The 17,346-nt window shown below is 45.8% G+C and carries 10 protein-coding genes; 8 read left to right on the forward strand and 2 right to left on the reverse strand.

The features are described 5' to 3' along the window. Positions 1–39: 39 nt before the first annotated feature. Positions 40–1,488, reverse strand: coding sequence for a potassium/proton antiporter (locus BVU_RS13805; RefSeq protein WP_005843270.1), 1,449 nt, complete (start codon positions 1,486–1,488; stop codon positions 40–42). Continuing rightward, entirely contained in the window at positions 1,485–2,837 is a 1,353-nt protein-coding gene (locus BVU_RS13810) for an MATE family efflux transporter (protein WP_005843272.1), read from the reverse strand. Before BVU_RS13810 ends, BVU_RS13805 begins: the two co-directional genes overlap by 4 nt. 89 nt (positions 2,838–2,926) lie before the next feature. Here BVU_RS13810 and BVU_RS13815 point away from each other — a divergent pair, with 89 nt between their 5' ends. The 8 genes from BVU_RS13815 (at position 2,927) to BVU_RS13850 (ending at position 17,310) form a co-directional block, all read left to right on the forward strand. Then, positions 2,927–3,577, forward strand: coding sequence for an HAD family hydrolase (locus tag BVU_RS13815; protein WP_005843274.1), 651 nt, complete (start codon positions 2,927–2,929; stop codon positions 3,575–3,577). A gap of 52 nt (positions 3,578–3,629) precedes the next feature. Then, on the forward strand, positions 3,630–4,451 hold the full coding sequence (panB, locus tag BVU_RS13820; protein WP_005843276.1) for a 3-methyl-2-oxobutanoate hydroxymethyltransferase: 822 nt from the start codon (positions 3,630–3,632) through the stop codon (positions 4,449–4,451). A gap of 14 nt (positions 4,452–4,465) precedes the next feature. Beyond that, positions 4,466–5,632 carry an MFS transporter gene (locus BVU_RS13825; RefSeq protein WP_005843278.1) on the forward strand — a complete coding sequence of 389 codons (1,167 nt, stop codon included), beginning with the start codon at positions 4,466–4,468 and terminating at the stop codon, positions 5,630–5,632. A gap of 37 nt (positions 5,633–5,669) precedes the next feature. Next, positions 5,670–7,358 carry an energy-dependent translational throttle protein EttA gene (ettA, locus tag BVU_RS13830; protein ID WP_005843280.1) on the forward strand — a complete coding sequence of 563 codons (1,689 nt, stop codon included), beginning with the start codon at positions 5,670–5,672 and terminating at the stop codon, positions 7,356–7,358. A gap of 369 nt (positions 7,359–7,727) precedes the next feature. Continuing rightward, positions 7,728–11,069, forward strand: coding sequence for a TonB-dependent receptor (locus BVU_RS13835; RefSeq protein ID WP_005843282.1), 3,342 nt, complete (start codon positions 7,728–7,730; stop codon positions 11,067–11,069). Between the two features lie 474 nt (positions 11,070–11,543). Further along, positions 11,544–14,141: a TonB-dependent receptor gene (locus tag BVU_RS13840; RefSeq protein ID WP_008667283.1), complete on the forward strand. Its 2,598-nt coding sequence runs from the start codon at positions 11,544–11,546 to the stop codon at positions 14,139–14,141. 21 nt (positions 14,142–14,162) lie between these two features. Then, positions 14,163–16,055: a choice-of-anchor J domain-containing protein gene (locus tag BVU_RS13845; protein WP_005848013.1), complete on the forward strand. Its 1,893-nt coding sequence runs from the start codon at positions 14,163–14,165 to the stop codon at positions 16,053–16,055. A 397-nt stretch (positions 16,056–16,452) separates the two neighbouring features. Then, the gene (locus BVU_RS13850; RefSeq protein ID WP_005848011.1) at positions 16,453–17,310 is read left to right on the forward strand and encodes an Rpn family recombination-promoting nuclease/putative transposase; all 858 of its coding nucleotides are present in this window, start codon (positions 16,453–16,455) and stop codon (positions 17,308–17,310) included. The last annotated feature ends 36 nt before the right edge of the window (positions 17,311–17,346 follow it).

Here is a 17,346-nt window from a genome sequence, read left to right on the forward strand (position 1 = left end):
GGGACCATAGCGCAGCACGTGGGCACATGGGCAAATTTTTTATTTCGTTTTGCTTTCCGAGATAATCAGCAGCTTGTCACCGGCGTGCAGTTGCAGAGAGCCATTGGGAATCATGAACTCGTTTCCTCTTTTTATCAGCATCACCAGCATACCTTTAGGCAGGTTCATATCCATTAGTCTGTTTCCTTTTGCCAGCATTTCTTCCGTCAGTACGATATCGCGGAGGTCTGTATTGATTTCCTCCGGTATCTCTACTCCGAAATCATTTCCTGTTTTTTCCAGTGGGGTATCCAGATGGAGTAATTTGGCCATCCATGAAATGGTCGTTCCTTGAACCACTAAAGACAATATGGTAATGAAGAATACGATATTGAAAATCTGAGTAGATCCCGGCACATCAGCCACTACCGGATAAGTGGCGAATATGATAGGTACTGCTCCGCGCAATCCCACCCAGGAAATAAACAGCCGTGAGTTGATGTTCATCTTTTTAAAGGGAAGGAGGCAGAGCAGGACACTGAGCGGGCGGGCGAGGACAATCATGAAAATGCCGATCAAGGTTGCCGGTATGGCGATGGACAACATTTCATGGGGATTCACCAGCAATCCCAGGCTCAGGAACATGATAATTTGGAAGAGCCAGGTCATGCCGCTCATAAAAGTAGCGATCTCCTTACGGTTTACAATGCGTGCGTTACCCACCATCATCCCTGCTATATAGACAGCCAGATAGCCGTTTCCTTTACACAGGTCGGTCATGGTGAATGTGAAGAAAATAAAGCTCAGCAGCAAGATAGGATAGAGTGACTGGTTCTTCAAGTCAATCTTGTTGATGATTGCTACCGCCAGTTTTCCCAGCAGGAATCCTGATGTGCCACCCACAGCAAACTGAATCAGGAATGAAATCAGAATATCGTCTGCCCCCATGCCTGCCGACGTGATGAACTGTATCAGGACGATAGTAAGCATATACGCCATAGGGTCATTACTTCCGCTTTCCAGTTCCAGCATCGGTCGGAGGTTATGTTTCAGATTCATGCTTTGCGAGCGCAGGATGTTGAACACGGAAGCAGAGTCCGTAGAGGACATGGTAGCCGCCAGCAGCATGGCCGTCATCAGGGACATGGTAATGCTGACATTCGAGAATCCGGAAATCCAATAAATAAAGAATCCGGTGAAAATAGTAGTAAGCAACACACCGAAGGTGGAAAGCAGTATGCCTTGTGGCAATACAGGTTTGATATCCGAGTATTTGGTATCCATACCCCCTGAGAACAGAATGATGCTAAGGGCCATCATGCCGATGAACTGGGCTTCGCCCGCATCATGGAACTGGAGTCCCAGACCATCGCTTCCGAATAGCATGCCGACCAATAAAAAAACAAGTAACGTAGGGATTCCGAACCGGTATCCGGTCTTACTCACTACAATACTTACGAATAATAGGATGGAACCTATCAAGAGAATGTTTTCTGCATTAAATATCATACTTCTGTGATCTTGTTTAATTTTTTAATATGATGTGCCAGCATCAGGCAGGCTGTGATAAACGCTAACAGATCGGATACAGGCATACTGAGCCAGATACCGTTCAGTCCCCACCAATGAGGTAGTAACAGCAGGCAGGGTAATAAATACAACAGTTGGCGGGACAAGGAGAGGAAGATAGAAATTTTCGCTTTCCCGATAGATTGGAAGAAACTGGAAATTACAATTTGTATTCCCACGAAAGGAAACATCAGTACTCCGATTTGTAACCCGGTGCGTGCCAATGCTGTAAGTTCTTTATCGTCTGTAAACATATTAACAACCAAATTAGGGAAAAGTTCGCTGAAAGCAAATCCCAACGAAGTGATGCACCCCCCTGCAATCATGCAATATTTCAAAGTCTGCTTCACCCGGCCGAATTTGTGTGCGCCATGATTATAGCCCACAATCGGTTGCATTCCCATAGTCAGCCCCATGATAACCATTACAAACAGCATCAGCAGACGGTTTAATATGCCGTATGCGCCGATAGCCAGATCGCCCCCGTAGAGCAGCAGGCTCTTGTTGAATATAATGACAATGGCCGAAGCGCAGACATTCATCAGGAACGGCGACATACCTATACTGAAGATATTCTCTACGATCCGTTTCCTTAATTTGAATATCCCTTTCTTGAAGCGGATATAACTTTTTTCCTGCATGAAATGGCTCAGCACCCATATCATGCCGGCAAACTGTGAAAGGATGGTTGCCGTGGCTGCTCCGCGGATTCCCCAACCGAGCCAGAAAATAAAGACAGGAGCCAGAATAATGTTGCATCCCACTGTCAGCATGGAGGACAGCATCGCCTTTCGGGGATAACCGGTGGCACGCATGATATTATTCAGTCCGATCATTACATAGGTGACAGGACTTCCTATTAATATAATCTGCATAAAGTCGCGGGCGTATGGCAACGTGTCATGGCTTGCCCCGAAGAAGAACAGAATCCGGTCCAGAAACAGCAGGGTGATGCCTCCGTAGAAAATAGAATTTATCACACAGAGCACCGTTACGTTTCCCAGCACCTTCTCGGCACCGTCCGTATCCTTCTGCCCCAGGCGGATAGAAGAAATGGTAGCGCCACCCACCCCGACCAGTGTACAGAATGCCACCAGCAGATTCATCAGCGGAAAAGAAATAGCCAAACCCGATATGGCCATGGCGCCGACACCATGGCCGATAAATACACTATCAATAATATTGTACAGTGATGTCAGTGTCATCCCTATGATGGCAGGGATAGAGTACTCTAAAAGCAGCTTTCCGACCTTTTCTGTACCCAGTATGTGCGGGTTGTTTTCTTTCATTCGCGTTTTTGTTATTTTTAAGCTTTGCAAAGTTAGGAATATGGAGGATTATTCGGACCTTTGTGGCGTTAAATCAAACTAAAAGTAATATGAATTCAACAAAAAGCATAGCAGCTTTATTCGATTTTGACGGAGTGGTAATGGATACTGAGACTCAGTATAGTATATTCTGGAATGAACAAGGACGGAAATACCATCCGGAGCTTCCCGAATTCGGCCGGTTGATAAAAGGACAGACCTTGACACAGATTTATGCCAACTATTTTGCCGGAATGGAAGAGGTGCAGCATGAAATTACAGAAGATTTGAACAAATTTGAAAAAAATATGTTATATAATTATATCCCGGGCGTAGAGGCTTTCCTGAAAGAATTGAGGGAAAACGGGGTAAAGATAGCTATAGTCACAAGTTCAAATGAGATGAAGATGAGCAACGTATATAAAGCACATCCGGAATTGAAGCAAAGTGTGGACCGTATCCTCACTGCTGAAATGTTTACTCATTCCAAGCCTGACCCCGAATGCTTTCTGTTAGGTGCGACAGTTTTTGACACCGTGCCGGAGAACTGTGTGGTTTTCGAGGACTCGTTTCATGGACTTGAGGCGGGGAACCGTGCCGGAATGACTGTGATAGGACTGGCTACCACCAATTCTGAAGAGCAAATACGCGACAAGGCAAATGCTGTTATTCAGGACTTTAATGGATTCAGTTTCGAAAAAATGAAGAATATGATGAGGTAATGTCAACTAAAACATCTACCTTTGCAGCCGTTTTTTATAAATTAAAGTAAATATGGCAGGATATATTTCAGGTGATACACGCAAAGTAACTACCCACCGTTTGGTGGAAATGAAGCAGAGAGGCGAGAAAATTTCTATGCTTACCTCCTATGATTACACGACAGCGCAGATTGTAGATGGCGCAGGCATCGATGTTATATTGGTAGGCGACTCCGCTTCGAATGTCATGGCAGGAAATGTGACCACACTTCCTATCACCCTTGATCAGATGATTTATCATGGAAAGTCTGTGGTCCGTGGGGTGAAACGCGCGCTTGTTGTGGTGGATCTGCCTTTTGGCACTTACCAGACTTCCGAATACGAAGCGGTGACCAATGCGATCAAAGTAATGAAGATTACGCACGCCGATGCTTTGAAACTGGAAGGGGGCGTGGAGATCATTGATGCGGTAAAGAAAATCATTGCTGCCGGCATTCCCATCATGGGACATTTGGGGTTAATGCCGCAATCTATCAATAAATATGGAACCTATACTGTACGCGCCAAGGACGAGGAAGAGGCCGAGAAGTTGTTGAGCGATGCACATCTGCTGGAAGAGACAGGGTGTTTTGCGCTGGTACTTGAGAAAATCCCTGCGTCACTGGCAGAGCGTGTGGCCAGGGAACTGACTATTCCCGTTATCGGTATCGGAGCCGGTGGCGCGGTAGACGGGCAGGTGCTGGTAGTATCGGACATGCTGGGGATGACCAACGGTTTCAGTCCTCGTTTCCTCCGTCGTTATGCCGATCTGCATACAGTTATGACGGGAGCCATACAGCAGTATGTGGATGATGTGAAAAAAGGGGATTTCCCTAACGAAGACGAACAATATTAAAAGTTTTTGCTGATATGTATGATGACTTCTTCTTTCCGTATGAAAAGGCAAAACTGTGGACTGGGAATATGTTTTTGTTATCCCTTTCCAATTTTTTGCTTTATGCATCACTATACATGATGCTTCCTGTGCTGCCTTTATGGATGGTGCGGCACTGGTATTGCAGTTATGCGGAAGCAGGAGCAGCCATTGCTGTTTTCGGGCTGGCCATGTTCCTTCCGGGAACATTCAACAGCTACCTTATTGATACGTTCAAACGTAAAAGTGTGTGCTTTATAGCGATATTCCTGTTTGTGGCATCCAGTCTGCTATATCCGTACGTTGCGACCGTAGGATTTGTAGCTTTGGTCAGGGCTGTCCAGGGAGGGCTGTTCAGCGTCATTACCATGACTACGGGCAGTACATTGGTGATTGATGTCACTGCTTCCCGCCGCCGCACGGACGCCAATATCGCTTTTGCCTGGGCGGGTCGTTTTGGAATGGTGGTGGGTCTTGCCTTGGGGATCTATATTTATCCTTATTGGAATTTTCACCATATCATTTATACCAGTATGGCTCTGGGAGCGTTGGCGCTGGTGCTGATTCCGGCGGTGAAAGTTCCTTTCCGTGCTCCGCTCAGCACTTCATGGTTCTCGCTGGACCGTTTTTTGCTGCCGCGCACTTTGTGGCCGGGGATGAATATGATGATGGTGGCCATTATCTTTGGGATATTGGTGGCACATATTTACAATGAATTGTTTTTTGTTTGTATCCTGATAGGCTTTGTCCTGTCTTTGCTGCTTTTGCGTTACGTGCTTTCTCATGCTTCCGGTCGTTCGGAGGTAGAGCTGGGGCAGGCGGCAATGATAGGAGGATTGTTATTGCTCGCTTTTTCCAATAGCTTGATGAACAGTTATATAGCTGGTATTTTGTTGGGGATGGGAACCGGAACCACTGTGTCACGTTTCTTTATAAAAATGATCAGCCTGCCGAGGCATTGCGAGCGGGGAACGGGAAACAATACCTATCAGCTGATGTGGGAGGCAGGAGTACTGATTGGTTTCCTGTTTGAGAATATGTGGACTGAGGGTCATCCCGATACCATTTATTGGATATGTATCGGTATCTGTGTCGTTCTGCTGCTGATGTATGAGTTCTTCACACATCCGTGGTATTACAGAAAGATGGAGGAAAAACAGTGAAATATGGCAACTTACATAAATTAATAATATAAAGAATATGGCAGACGACAAAAAGATTATCTTTTCGATGGTGGGCGTAAGCAAAGCCTTCCAGGCGAACAAACAGGTATTGAAGGACATCTACCTATCCTTTTTTTACGGTGCTAAGATCGGTATCATCGGTCTGAACGGTTCGGGTAAATCAACACTGATGAAAATCATTGCCGGACTGGAGAAAAGTTATCAGGGAGAAGTGGTGTTCTCGCCGGGCTACTCTGTAGGCTATCTGGCACAGGAACCGCATCTGGATGATGAAAAGACAGTGAAAGAGGTGGTGATGGAAGGAGTGCAGAGCATCGTGGACACACTGGCGGAATACGAAGAAATAAACAATAAGTTCGGGCTTCCCGAATACTATGAGGATTCTGAAAAGATGGATGCGCTCTTTGCCCGTCAGGCAGAGTTGCAGGACATCATTGACGCTACGGACGCATGGAATCTGGACAGCAAGCTGGAACGCGCCATGGATGCGTTGCGCTGTCCGCCCGAAGACCAGCCGGTGAAGAACCTCTCGGGAGGCGAGCGTCGCCGTGTGGCATTGTGCCGTCTGCTGTTGCAGAAGCCGGATATTCTGTTACTGGACGAGCCTACCAACCATTTGGATGCGGAAAGTATCGACTGGCTGGAACAGCATTTGCAGCAATATGAAGGTACGGTGATTGCCGTAACCCACGACCGTTACTTCCTGGACCATGTAGCCGGATGGATTCTGGAACTGGACCGTGGCGAAGGAATTCCCTGGAAAGGAAATTACTCCAGCTGGCTGGAACAGAAGACCAAACGCATGGAGATGGAAGAGAAAGTGGCAAGCAAACGCCGCAAGACCTTGGAACGCGAGCTGGATTGGGTGCGCATGGCTCCCAAAGCCCGTCAGGCAAAAGGAAAGGCCCGTCTGAACTCTTACGACAAATTGTTGAATGAGGATGTGAAAGAAAAGGAAGAGAAACTGGAAATCTTCATCCCGAACGGTCCCCGTTTGGGAAACAAGGTGATCGAGGCCAAAGGAGTGGCGAAAGCTTATGGTGACAAGCTGTTGTTCGATAACCTGAATTTCATGCTGCCCCCTAACGGCATTGTCGGTGTAATCGGTCCTAACGGTGCCGGAAAGACTACCTTGTTCCGCTTGATTATGGGACTGGAAACCGTAGACAAAGGTACTTTCGAGGTAGGGGAGACCGTGAAACTGGCATACGTGGACCAGCAACATAAAGATATCGACCCTGCCAAGTCCGTTTATCAGGTGATCAGCGGTGGAAACGAACTGATCCGTCTGGGAAACAGGGATATCAACGCGCGTGCCTACCTCAGCCGTTTCAATTTTTCGGGAGCCGATCAGGAGAAACTTTGTGGAATGCTTTCGGGTGGTGAGCGCAACCGCCTGCATCTGGCTATGGCACTGAAGGAAGAAGGCAACGTGCTGCTGCTGGACGAGCCTACCAATGATATTGACGTGAACACGCTGCGCGCGTTGGAAGAAGGTCTGGACGATTTTGCGGGCTGTGCGGTGGTGATCAGCCACGACCGTTGGTTCTTGGACCGTATCTGTACCCATATCCTGGCTTTCGAAGGAAACAGTGAGGTCTTTTTCTTTGAAGGATCCTATTCGGAATACGAAGAGAACAAGATGAAGCGTTTGGGTAATGAGGAGCCGAAACGGGTGCGCTACCGCAAGCTGATGGAAGACTGATGACGCCCTGTCTATAAAATCTTACCCAAGTGTACGAACAGTAACGTATTCTTGGGTAAGTTTGCATATACACACAACGGCTCGTCAGAAATGTATGGCAACTTCCTCAGTATAAAGACGTTTTTGAGGTTAAGAGCCTTTTTATTATACACCTATCTTATTATGCGCGCACCGCATGGAATTCCCGTCGGCCCGTGTCCCGGGGTCATCCGGCAGGATGAATGTGGTTCACCATAAAACTATAAATTCTCTTTCTATAGACCTGCCACTGTAAATTGTAACCGATTTGTAGTTTGTATATCGTTTCTATTAGCTATCTTTGCAACGTCTTTTAAGACATTAATTATAATATTAATTAATAAAAAGTTTATGGTAAAAAGAATGCGATCTTTTTTTGCGGTGGTTATGTTGGTAATCGCTGCTACTGTTAACGCTCAGGTCACTACCTCGTCAATGAGTGGAAAGGTGGTCGATCAAAGCAATGAAGCCATTATCGGCGCGACGATTCAGGCTATTCATGAGCCGTCCGGCACCCATTATGGGGCCATTACCAATGTGGACGGCCGTTATTCCATCCAGGGCATGCGTGCCGGCGGCCCTTACAAAGTAGAAGTTTCTTATGTAGGTTATCAATCAGTGGTTTACAAGAGCATCAATCTCCAGTTGGGAGAGAATTACGTATTGGATGCGAACTTGAAGGAGTCTACCGAACTGCTGGATGAAGTAGTGATAACCGCTTCCAAGAGCAGCAATATGAAGTCTGACCGCGCCGGAGCGGTGACCAATGTCGATGCGGCCAGAATGTCGGAAGTGCCTACGGTGAGCCGCAGCATGAACGATATCATGCGCCTGACCCCTCAGGGAGCCAATATCGGTAGCGGTTTCTCAGTGGGTGGAGGTAACTACCGCCAGTCTTATGTCACTGTGGACGGAGCCGCTTTCAATAATGCCTTCGGTATCGGCTCGAACTTGCCGGCAGGCGGTTCGCCTATCTCTCTGGATGCATTGGAACAGATTTCCGTTTCCACCACTCCCTTTGATGTCCGTCAGAGCGGGTTTACAGGAGGTGCCATCAACGCCGTGACAAAGAGTGGTACGAATGAGTTCAAAGGTACAGCCTATATGTATACTTCCAATACCCACCTTACCGGTAATAAGGTAGAGGACTATGAGCTGACCCGCAACCGTGACCACAGTACCACCTACGGAGCTTCTTTGGGAGGTGCGATCATTAAAAACAAGTTATTCTTCTTCGTGAACGGCGAATATCAGGATAATGTGCAGGCAGGTCCGTCGGGCATAGCGCGTAGCGGCGCCAATGACGAATGGAGCACCAACGGCATCGTGCACCGTCCGTTCGAGAACACCACAACGGTAGGCGGCCGTACCTTTGTGGGGATGAACAACATCAGCCAATACCTGTCGGAAAAATACAACTACAATCCGGGACGTTATCAAGGATACTCTTTGGAAACCCCTTCTTACAAGATCATGGGCCGTCTGGACTGGAACATCAACAACAACAACAAGATTAATTTCCGTTTCACCCATACCCATTCCAAGTATTCCTCTAACCCTTCCTCTTCCACCACTCCGTTTAAGGATTCAATCATCTATCCGGGTGGAGTAGACGGCAGTGCGGGCAAGAGCAGTTCGGGCCGTACAGCAAACACCGGTCTGTACTTTGAAAGCTCACGCTATATGCAGGAACAGAACTTCACCTCCATCGCTTCCGAATGGAATTCAAAATGGGGGGCTATCAATAACGCCCTGCGTTTCACTTATTCTTATCAGAACGAACCGCGTACATACGAAGGGGGGACATTCCCTACGGTGGACATCCTTGACCAAGGCTCGCTGTACGCCTCATTCGGTCCGGACCCCTTTACAGAAGGGAACTTGCGCCAGGTGAAGACCTTTGTCATTACCGATGAATTCAATTTCTCCAGCGGTATCCATAACTTTATGGGCGGTATCCAGTTTGAGTCCAATAAGGCAGTGAACGGATTCATGCAGGCGGGTAGCGGTTATTATGTCTATTCCTCTTGGGATGATTTTGTGAACAACAGAGCTCCGGCTGCTTTCGGTGTCACTTATTCCAACACCGGGGACGGTTCCCAGTTCCTGGCGAACATGAAGTACCAGCAGCTTTCTTTCTATCTGCAGGACCAGATGAATATCACAGACAACTTCAGACTGACTGCCGGGGTGCGTTTCGAACTGCCCATTTATCCGGAGCTGAAGAACAACTATAACAAGAATTTCGCACAGATTGACTTTGACGGATATCATTACGCCACAGACCAGTTGCCTTCATCCTACCAGCTGACCGCCTCCCCCCGTATCGGCTTCAACTGGGACCTTACAGGCGAGCGTAAGTATGTATTGCGCGGCGGTAGCGGTTACTTCATCGGCCGTCTGCCGTTCGTATGGCTGGTTTCGGCAGTAGGTAATGCCAATTGCGGACAAAGCACCTATTATTATAACGAGCAGAAGGACGCTAAGTACGGACAACCGAGTTTCCACACCAGCGTGGCTGATATGTTGAAAGATCCTAACTTGAACCTTCCGGCGGCTACCGATCCTGCCGCACCTTCCGGAGCCACCATCATTGACCGCGACTTGAAGATGAATGCCACCTGGAAGTCATCATTGGCTTTTGATGCAAAACTTCCCGGAGACATTGACTTTACGTTGGAAGGTATTTTCAGTAAAGAGTTCAATCCGGCTACAGTGACTAATTTGGGACGTAAGTTTAAAGGAGAGCAGGAGATAGCTCCGGGTGATGTCCGCAGAATGTTTGAGTACTCCAATGCGAACAAGACGGATGCTTATTATATCACCAATGCGGGAAACAGCGCTTATTATTACTCACTCACCGCCTCACTGGCCAAGACATTTGATTTCGGCCTGCATCTTTCCGCTTCCTACACCCGTTCTTATGCCAAGTCGTATGGCGACGGCATCGGCGACCAGGTGAACTCGGCTTATTACAACAACCGTTACTCTGTCAACGGAAATAATGACACGGAGACCGGCTATGGTACGTATGTATCGCCCAACCGTGTGCTGGCTTCCGCCGCTTACCGTATTAAATACGCCAAGAATTTCGCTTCCTCCTTGTCTTTGATTTATGAGGGTATGAACATGGGCTATGCCGGAGGATATTCCGCCGCCCGTTATTCCTATACATTCACCGGAAATATTGTAGGCGATTACGGCTCAAACAACTTGCTGTACATTCCGGCATCCCGCGAGGCGCTGGATAAGTGGAACTTTGCCGATTATACTGACAGCAAGACGGGTGAGGTGACTTATTCTGCCAAGGAGCAGCGCGATGATTTCTGGGCTTACATTAATGAGGACAGTTATCTGAAAGGCCGTAAAGGCAAGTATGCCGAACGCGGAGGAGCCATCATGCCCTGGCATCATCAGCTGGATTTGAAGTTCAATCAGGATTTCTTCCTCAATGTAGGGGGCAAGCGCAATACCTTGCAGTTCGGAGTGGATATCAAGAACTTCCTGAACTTGCTGAACAGCGACTGGGGAATTTATAAGACGGTGAACAATACTTCCTTGTTGAGCTATAAGGGCGGCGCTTACCAGTTCCAGAAGAACGGAGGAAAGAAACTGACTGATACGTATTCCAATCTGAACAGTTTCAATTCTACGTATTCCATACAGTTCAGTGTCCGTTATATCTTTAACTAAATGAAATAGCCTGTATCAGACAATACAGGAACAGGATAGAGAGGCGTACCCATGAAGGTGCGCCTCTTTTTGTATGCACATTCTTTCGTTTTCTTTTTGCTCTGTCATTTTGAAAGTGAGAGAGCCTGAATGAAAGTGACCTGTCGTTTTGTCGTAGGGGCGGGCCGGATTTGTCCGGATCAGTGGATACGGCTTTGGGAATAAGGTATGCTGAAAATAGTTCCGGCGGTTTCCATTTGCCCTTCTTTCTACAGTAATATGTGGCAGTTGCTCTGGAATTTCCGGACAGTTTTCCCCTCTTTTGAGGCGGCTTTTTGTTCTTTTCTTAACATAATTGTCATATTCCGCCTAAAAAGTACCCTTTTCGTTTAAATAATCTAATATAAATTCAATTTATATGAATTAAATTTTTATCTTTGTCTTTCCTATTGGGAATGAAATACTAACTAATTAATTTAAATCAAAGACAAAATTATGAGAAATCATCTAAAGCATTTCCTCCTGTTGGCAGTTCTGACAATCTGTTTCACTGCTACGGCTGTTGCGCAAGGAACAGTAAAAGGTAAAGTAGTAGATGCCGAGAACAATGAGCCATTGATTGGGGCCACTGTATCGGTTAGCGGTACGACACTGGGTACTGTAACGGATATTGACGGTAACTTTGTGTTGAAACTTACCTCTTCTAAGGCTACTCTTGTATTCAAGTACTTGGGATACAACGAAATTACGCATCAAGTAAAAGGAAGCAATACGATAGACTTGGGTGAGGTCAAGATGTCTCCAGATGCTATTGGTTTGGGTGAGGTCAGTGTTATTGCCTCTATTATAAAGAGCGACCGTCAGACTCCTATTCCTATTTCTAACGTGAAACTGGCCAAGATAGAGGAGAAAATAGGTAATTTGGAATTCCCCGAATTGCTGAAATCAGTTCCTTCGGTGTATGTAACCCGTGAAAGTGGTGGCTATGGTGATTCCCGTATCAATATGCGTGGTTTTGATTCGTCCAACCTAGGCGTGCTGATCAATGGTGTGCCCATCAACGGCATGGAAAACGGTAAGGTTTATTGGTCTAACTGGTCCGGTTTGTCTGATGTGAGCCAGTTTATTCAGGTACAGCGTGGTTTGGGTGCGTCAGCATTAGGTATTTCTTCTGTGGGAGGAACCATGAATATGGTTACTAAAAGTACCGAAGCCCAAAAAGGTGGATCAGCTTATTTCGGTATTGGTAACGATGGTTTCCGCAAGTATTCGGTTTCTTTCTCTACCGGACTGATGGACAACGGATGGGCTATTACATTCATGGGGGCGCTGAATACGGGAGATGGTTACGTGAAAGGTACCAATTATGAAGGATGGACTTACTTTGGAAATATCTCGAAGGTAATCAACGATCATCATAAATTGTCATTGACAGCTTTTGGAGCTCCTCAGTGGCACAACCAGCGCTCGACCATGCACTATATCGAGGATTACAAGAATAGTCCCGATGGCGGACGTTTCAATAACGGATATGGTTATATCAACGGTGAAGCGGTAGGTAGCGGTTATGGCTATAATTATTATCATAAGCCTCAGGTTTCTTTGAATCATTACTGGACTATCGACGATAAATCGACACTGACCACTTCTCTATACGGCTCAATGGCTACAGGCGGCGGACGCCGTGCACGTGGCGCGATGAGTAATTGGCTGACTATTGATAACAATACCGGCCGTCCCAAGGATGGTGCCATGATGACTCCGGACGGTTTGTTCGACTACGAACGTGCTATGGCTGCCAATGCGGCTTCTCAAAACGGGTCGCAGGTGATTTTTACCAATGCTGTCAATGACCATGACTGGTATGGCATGCTGAGTTCCTATAAGAATCATCTGACTGAGAACCTGACTCTTACGGGAGGTGTTGACTTACGTTACTATAAAGGGTATCATACAGAGGAAATTGATGATTTGCTGGGTGGTGAGTTCTATCTGCAGACCTCGCCGCTGGCATTCCAAACCAAGAACCAGTTGCTGAAAGTGGGTGACAAGTTCAATTACTATAGCATTGGGGAGATATTCTGGGGTGGTGTTTTTGCACAGGCTGAATATAATACCGACAAGTGGTCGGGATTCCTGTCGGCATCATTGACTGAAGAGGCTTATAGATATGATGACCGTGGTGGTACGGATTCAAGATACTCTGCCACGGGTGCGGATAAACTGGACAGAGTGTCCAGCCTTCAGAATTTCCTGCCTTGGAGCGTGAAGGGTGGTTTTAACTATAAGTTCAATGACAACCACAATGTATTTGTCAATGCAGGATATTTTACCCGCGCGCCTTTCTTCAACTCTGTCTTTGCAAGCAATACGGCAGCTCCCGAAAAGGATGTACCCTACGAAAAAATTACTACGTTTGAATTGGGTTATGGATTTAGCACGGAACAGGTCAATATTGCATTGAATGGTTATTACACTCAATGGATGGATAAGTCCTTGCGCCGTAAGATCGGTCAGGAATATGCCAACCTTACAGGCTTGGACGCTGTTCACATGGGTGTGGAGCTGGAAGCGACTTACCGTCCTGTCAAGTCCTTTGAATTGAAAGGTATGTTCTCTTTAGGCGATTGGAAATGGAAAGATGATATTCACTTCACTATGTATGATGAAGCGAATAATCCTATCGGAACATACGACGCTTATCTGAAAGATGTCCATGTGGGTAACTCCGCACAGCTCACTTCCGCATTGAGCGCTTCTTGGGAACCGTTCAAAGGATTTAAAATCTCGGCCGACTACAACTTCTTCGGCAAGAACTATGCAGACTTCGATCCTCAGAACCGGGTGAATGAAGCGGATGCCGGTATTGACTCCTGGAAGTTGCCAGATTATGGTACGATTGATTTGGGCATGAACTATCGTTTCAATATTACCAAAGATATCCGTGCCATCGTATACAGTAATGTATATAATTTGACTAATACGGAATATATAGCCGATGCTAAGGACGGTACGAACCATGACTGGAAAACTGCATTGGTATATTATGGCTTCGGTACTACATGGTCTGCCGGTTTTAAAGTAATCTTTTAATCTCTAAAATAGTCAATAAATATGAAGTTAAAATATAATTTAATTGCATGGTCTTTGTTGGGATTCTTTGCTGCGGCATGTGATCCCATGGACGATATTTATAATGAAATCGATGCGGAAGGTACAACGAACACCCAGACGATGGCGGAATATGTACTGACTGATGCCGATTACGAAACGATCAGCTCTGCAGCGGCGAAGGCTGCCACTTCGGATGCTGAAAAAGCCTTGGCGAATGCCGTCAAGACGGATAAGGCTCTGAACGAGTTTGCATCGGCTGAGAAGTATGTTCCTTCCATCATCGCGAAGATGCTGCCTTCATGGGGGAAAGGTTCTTCGGTAGGAGTGACCTATAACTATCAGAATACTCCTTCCGATTACGTACTGGAGTATAGGACAGTGACTAATACTTCTTTGGGTGATAAGGATTATGAGGCTTTGTGGGGTGAAGGCTCTCCCGTGAAGTTCCTGGCTCCGGCACATGCTCCAGCTACCGTATTGCCCGGGTGGCTGGCCGGTCAGTATAAGGATGCGGCAAAAGGTGATCTTGTGCTGGTGGATTACAAATATGACGATGTTGACCCTGAATTTACAGGTGAGGATTTGTACTCTCAGGACTTTGAAACGGTTGAAAAAGACAAAGATATCGTATTGGAAGGCTGGGAGCAGGTGACATTGAAAGGTGATAAAAAATGGCAGGGAAAGATCTATAGCAATAATGGTTATGCACAATTCTCGGCCAACAATTTTGAGGGTGAAGTGGATACTTGGTTCATTTCTCCGGCAGTAGCAGTGACGAGCAAAGATGCCGGACTGTCTTTCGACATAAAGTTCGGATACTATAATGCAGATTGTCTGGATGTATTGGTTTCCGATACATATGCGGGAAATGGTTCGATTGATATGGCACAGTGGACTAGCGTGAAAGACCAGTTCACTTTCCCTGAAGGGCCTGCCAACGGCTACAACGATAATTTTGTGAATGTAGGGAAAGCCGGTCTGGAGGCATACAATGGTAAAAGCGTTTATGTTGCGTTCCGCTATGTAGGCGAGGGGCCCAAGGCGAAAACCACTACTGTTCAGCTCGATAATGTAAGTATTTCATCGGCTGTATTGGCTCCGACGAATGAAAAGCCTTATAATGCATTGTATCAGTTTGACGGAACGGATTGGAAGGTTAAAGAAGATAGCAGATTGGTTGTAGTGGCTCCTGCCGATTATGACGCTATGGGAAGCCCGGGCAGTCATGATAACTTCAGCACTTCGGATGCTCCGGAGAATTATCTGCCCCAGTTCCTGGCTCAGAAATTTCCATATGCCCAGGAAGGGGATTCAAAAGCCGTCATGTACAAATATTATAATAAGGTAACGACGATTGAGGTGGACGAGTATTTGTTCAAGGAGGGTACATGGGTTCTGAATAACAATATTGAACTGAAAGAAAAAGTGAATTTTGTACATAATGGAACCGAGTGGTTGTTTGATCCGACGGTAACGAAATCATTGGCTTCCGAAGATTATTTGATTTTGGAAAATTGGGTGAAAGCGAATAAAGATGCTGGGTATATGGATGCCAAATATGGAAACTCGGAATACTGGTTCGGTGGCAGCTCTTATTATGTAAACTTCAATATCCAGTTGGCTAAACGCCGTTCGAATGACCCCGATGGGGTGGTGCCGGCAGATGATAAAGAGGCTGAGGCTTATTTGTTGTCTATGGTTCAGGAGGGTATTGAATTGATCTTGGCAACAGAGTATCCTACAGCCGGCGCGCAAGTAAGTGGGGTTGATTGTTTCTATGTCATTTCTGCAAAAGTGTATAATGGGCTTGAAACATTTACTTATACTTATACTTTTAAAGGTTTAGGAAATGCTAAATTTGAACTGCAAGGTGAGCCTGAAGTAACAAAATAAGGTTTTAAATTTGAAGATAAATAAAGGGGCTGGTCGTGAATGACAGCCCCTTTATTGTTGCTTACAGTTTATAAGTAAAGGATGTGAACTCATCGTTAGAGGGTAGAAAAGTAGCGACCTCAAGCCTGTTGCATGATATTTCTTTGAATATTTACAGGCTGTAAGTTAAAAACATAAGGAGTTAACCGGCAGGACAGTCCTTTTTCTTTTTTATTACGAAACTCTTTATACAGTTATTCCCGTCTTTGTATAAATGCTTTCTCCCTATAGAGGTGAGTGACATATTGGAACATTAACAATTTATTAGCAGATAACTTTCTTGAAATCCGCTTTTTTTCGTTCCTTTGTATTGAACTGCTTTCAACAGAATTAAAATAACTTTAAATATCAAACGCTTATGTGTAGTGAAGGATTGCGTGAAAGATATGTAAATCCCTATACGGACTTTGCATTCAAATTATTGTTTGGAACCGACTTGAACAAAGAGATTCTTATTGGCTTCTTGAATGCCTTGTTCGATGGCAAGCAGGTCATTGAGGATGTCATCTACTTGAATACAGAGCATCTGGGCAGCAAAGAGACTGACCGCCGGGCTGTCTTTGATGTCTATTGTGAAAATGAAAAAGGAGAAAAGATTCTGATAGAAATGCAGAGAGGGGAGCAACAGTTTTTCAAGGACCGGAGTATTTATTATGCTACCTATCCTATCAGGGAACAGGCTATTAAAGGGGAAATCTGGAACTATGAACTGAAAGCAGTGTATGTGATCGGTATCTTGAATTTTGCCTTGGATGATGTTTCGTCTTCCGGCTTCCGCCATGAAGTGAAGCTGATGGATACAACTACTCATGAAGTGTTTTTTGACAAACTGACTTTTGTGTATCTGGAAATGCCTAAATTCCATAAAACCGAGCAGGAGTTGGATACGTTGTTTGATAAATGGATGTTTGTGCTCAAGAATCTGGCCCGTTTGATGGAACGTCCTACTTCCCTTCAAGAACGTGTGTTCAACCGGCTGTTTGAGGCTGCCGAAATTGCTCAGTTCTCAAAAGAGAACCTTTATGCCTATGAGGAGAGTTTGAAAGTATATAGAGATTGGAACAATGTGATTAATACAGCTATTCAGAAAGGCATTGCAGAAGGTGAATGGATGAAAGCCAAAGCTATTGCAGGAAATTTGAAGAATGCCGGGCTTTCCATAGCTGAAATCGCAAAAGTTACCGGACTTTCGGAAGATGAGATAAACTCCCTTTGATTCCTCGGATAAGAGCATAAAAAAACTCCTCCGATA

This window comes from Phocaeicola vulgatus ATCC 8482, from assembly GCF_000012825.1.
Classification (GTDB): domain Bacteria; phylum Bacteroidota; class Bacteroidia; order Bacteroidales; family Bacteroidaceae; genus Phocaeicola; species Phocaeicola vulgatus.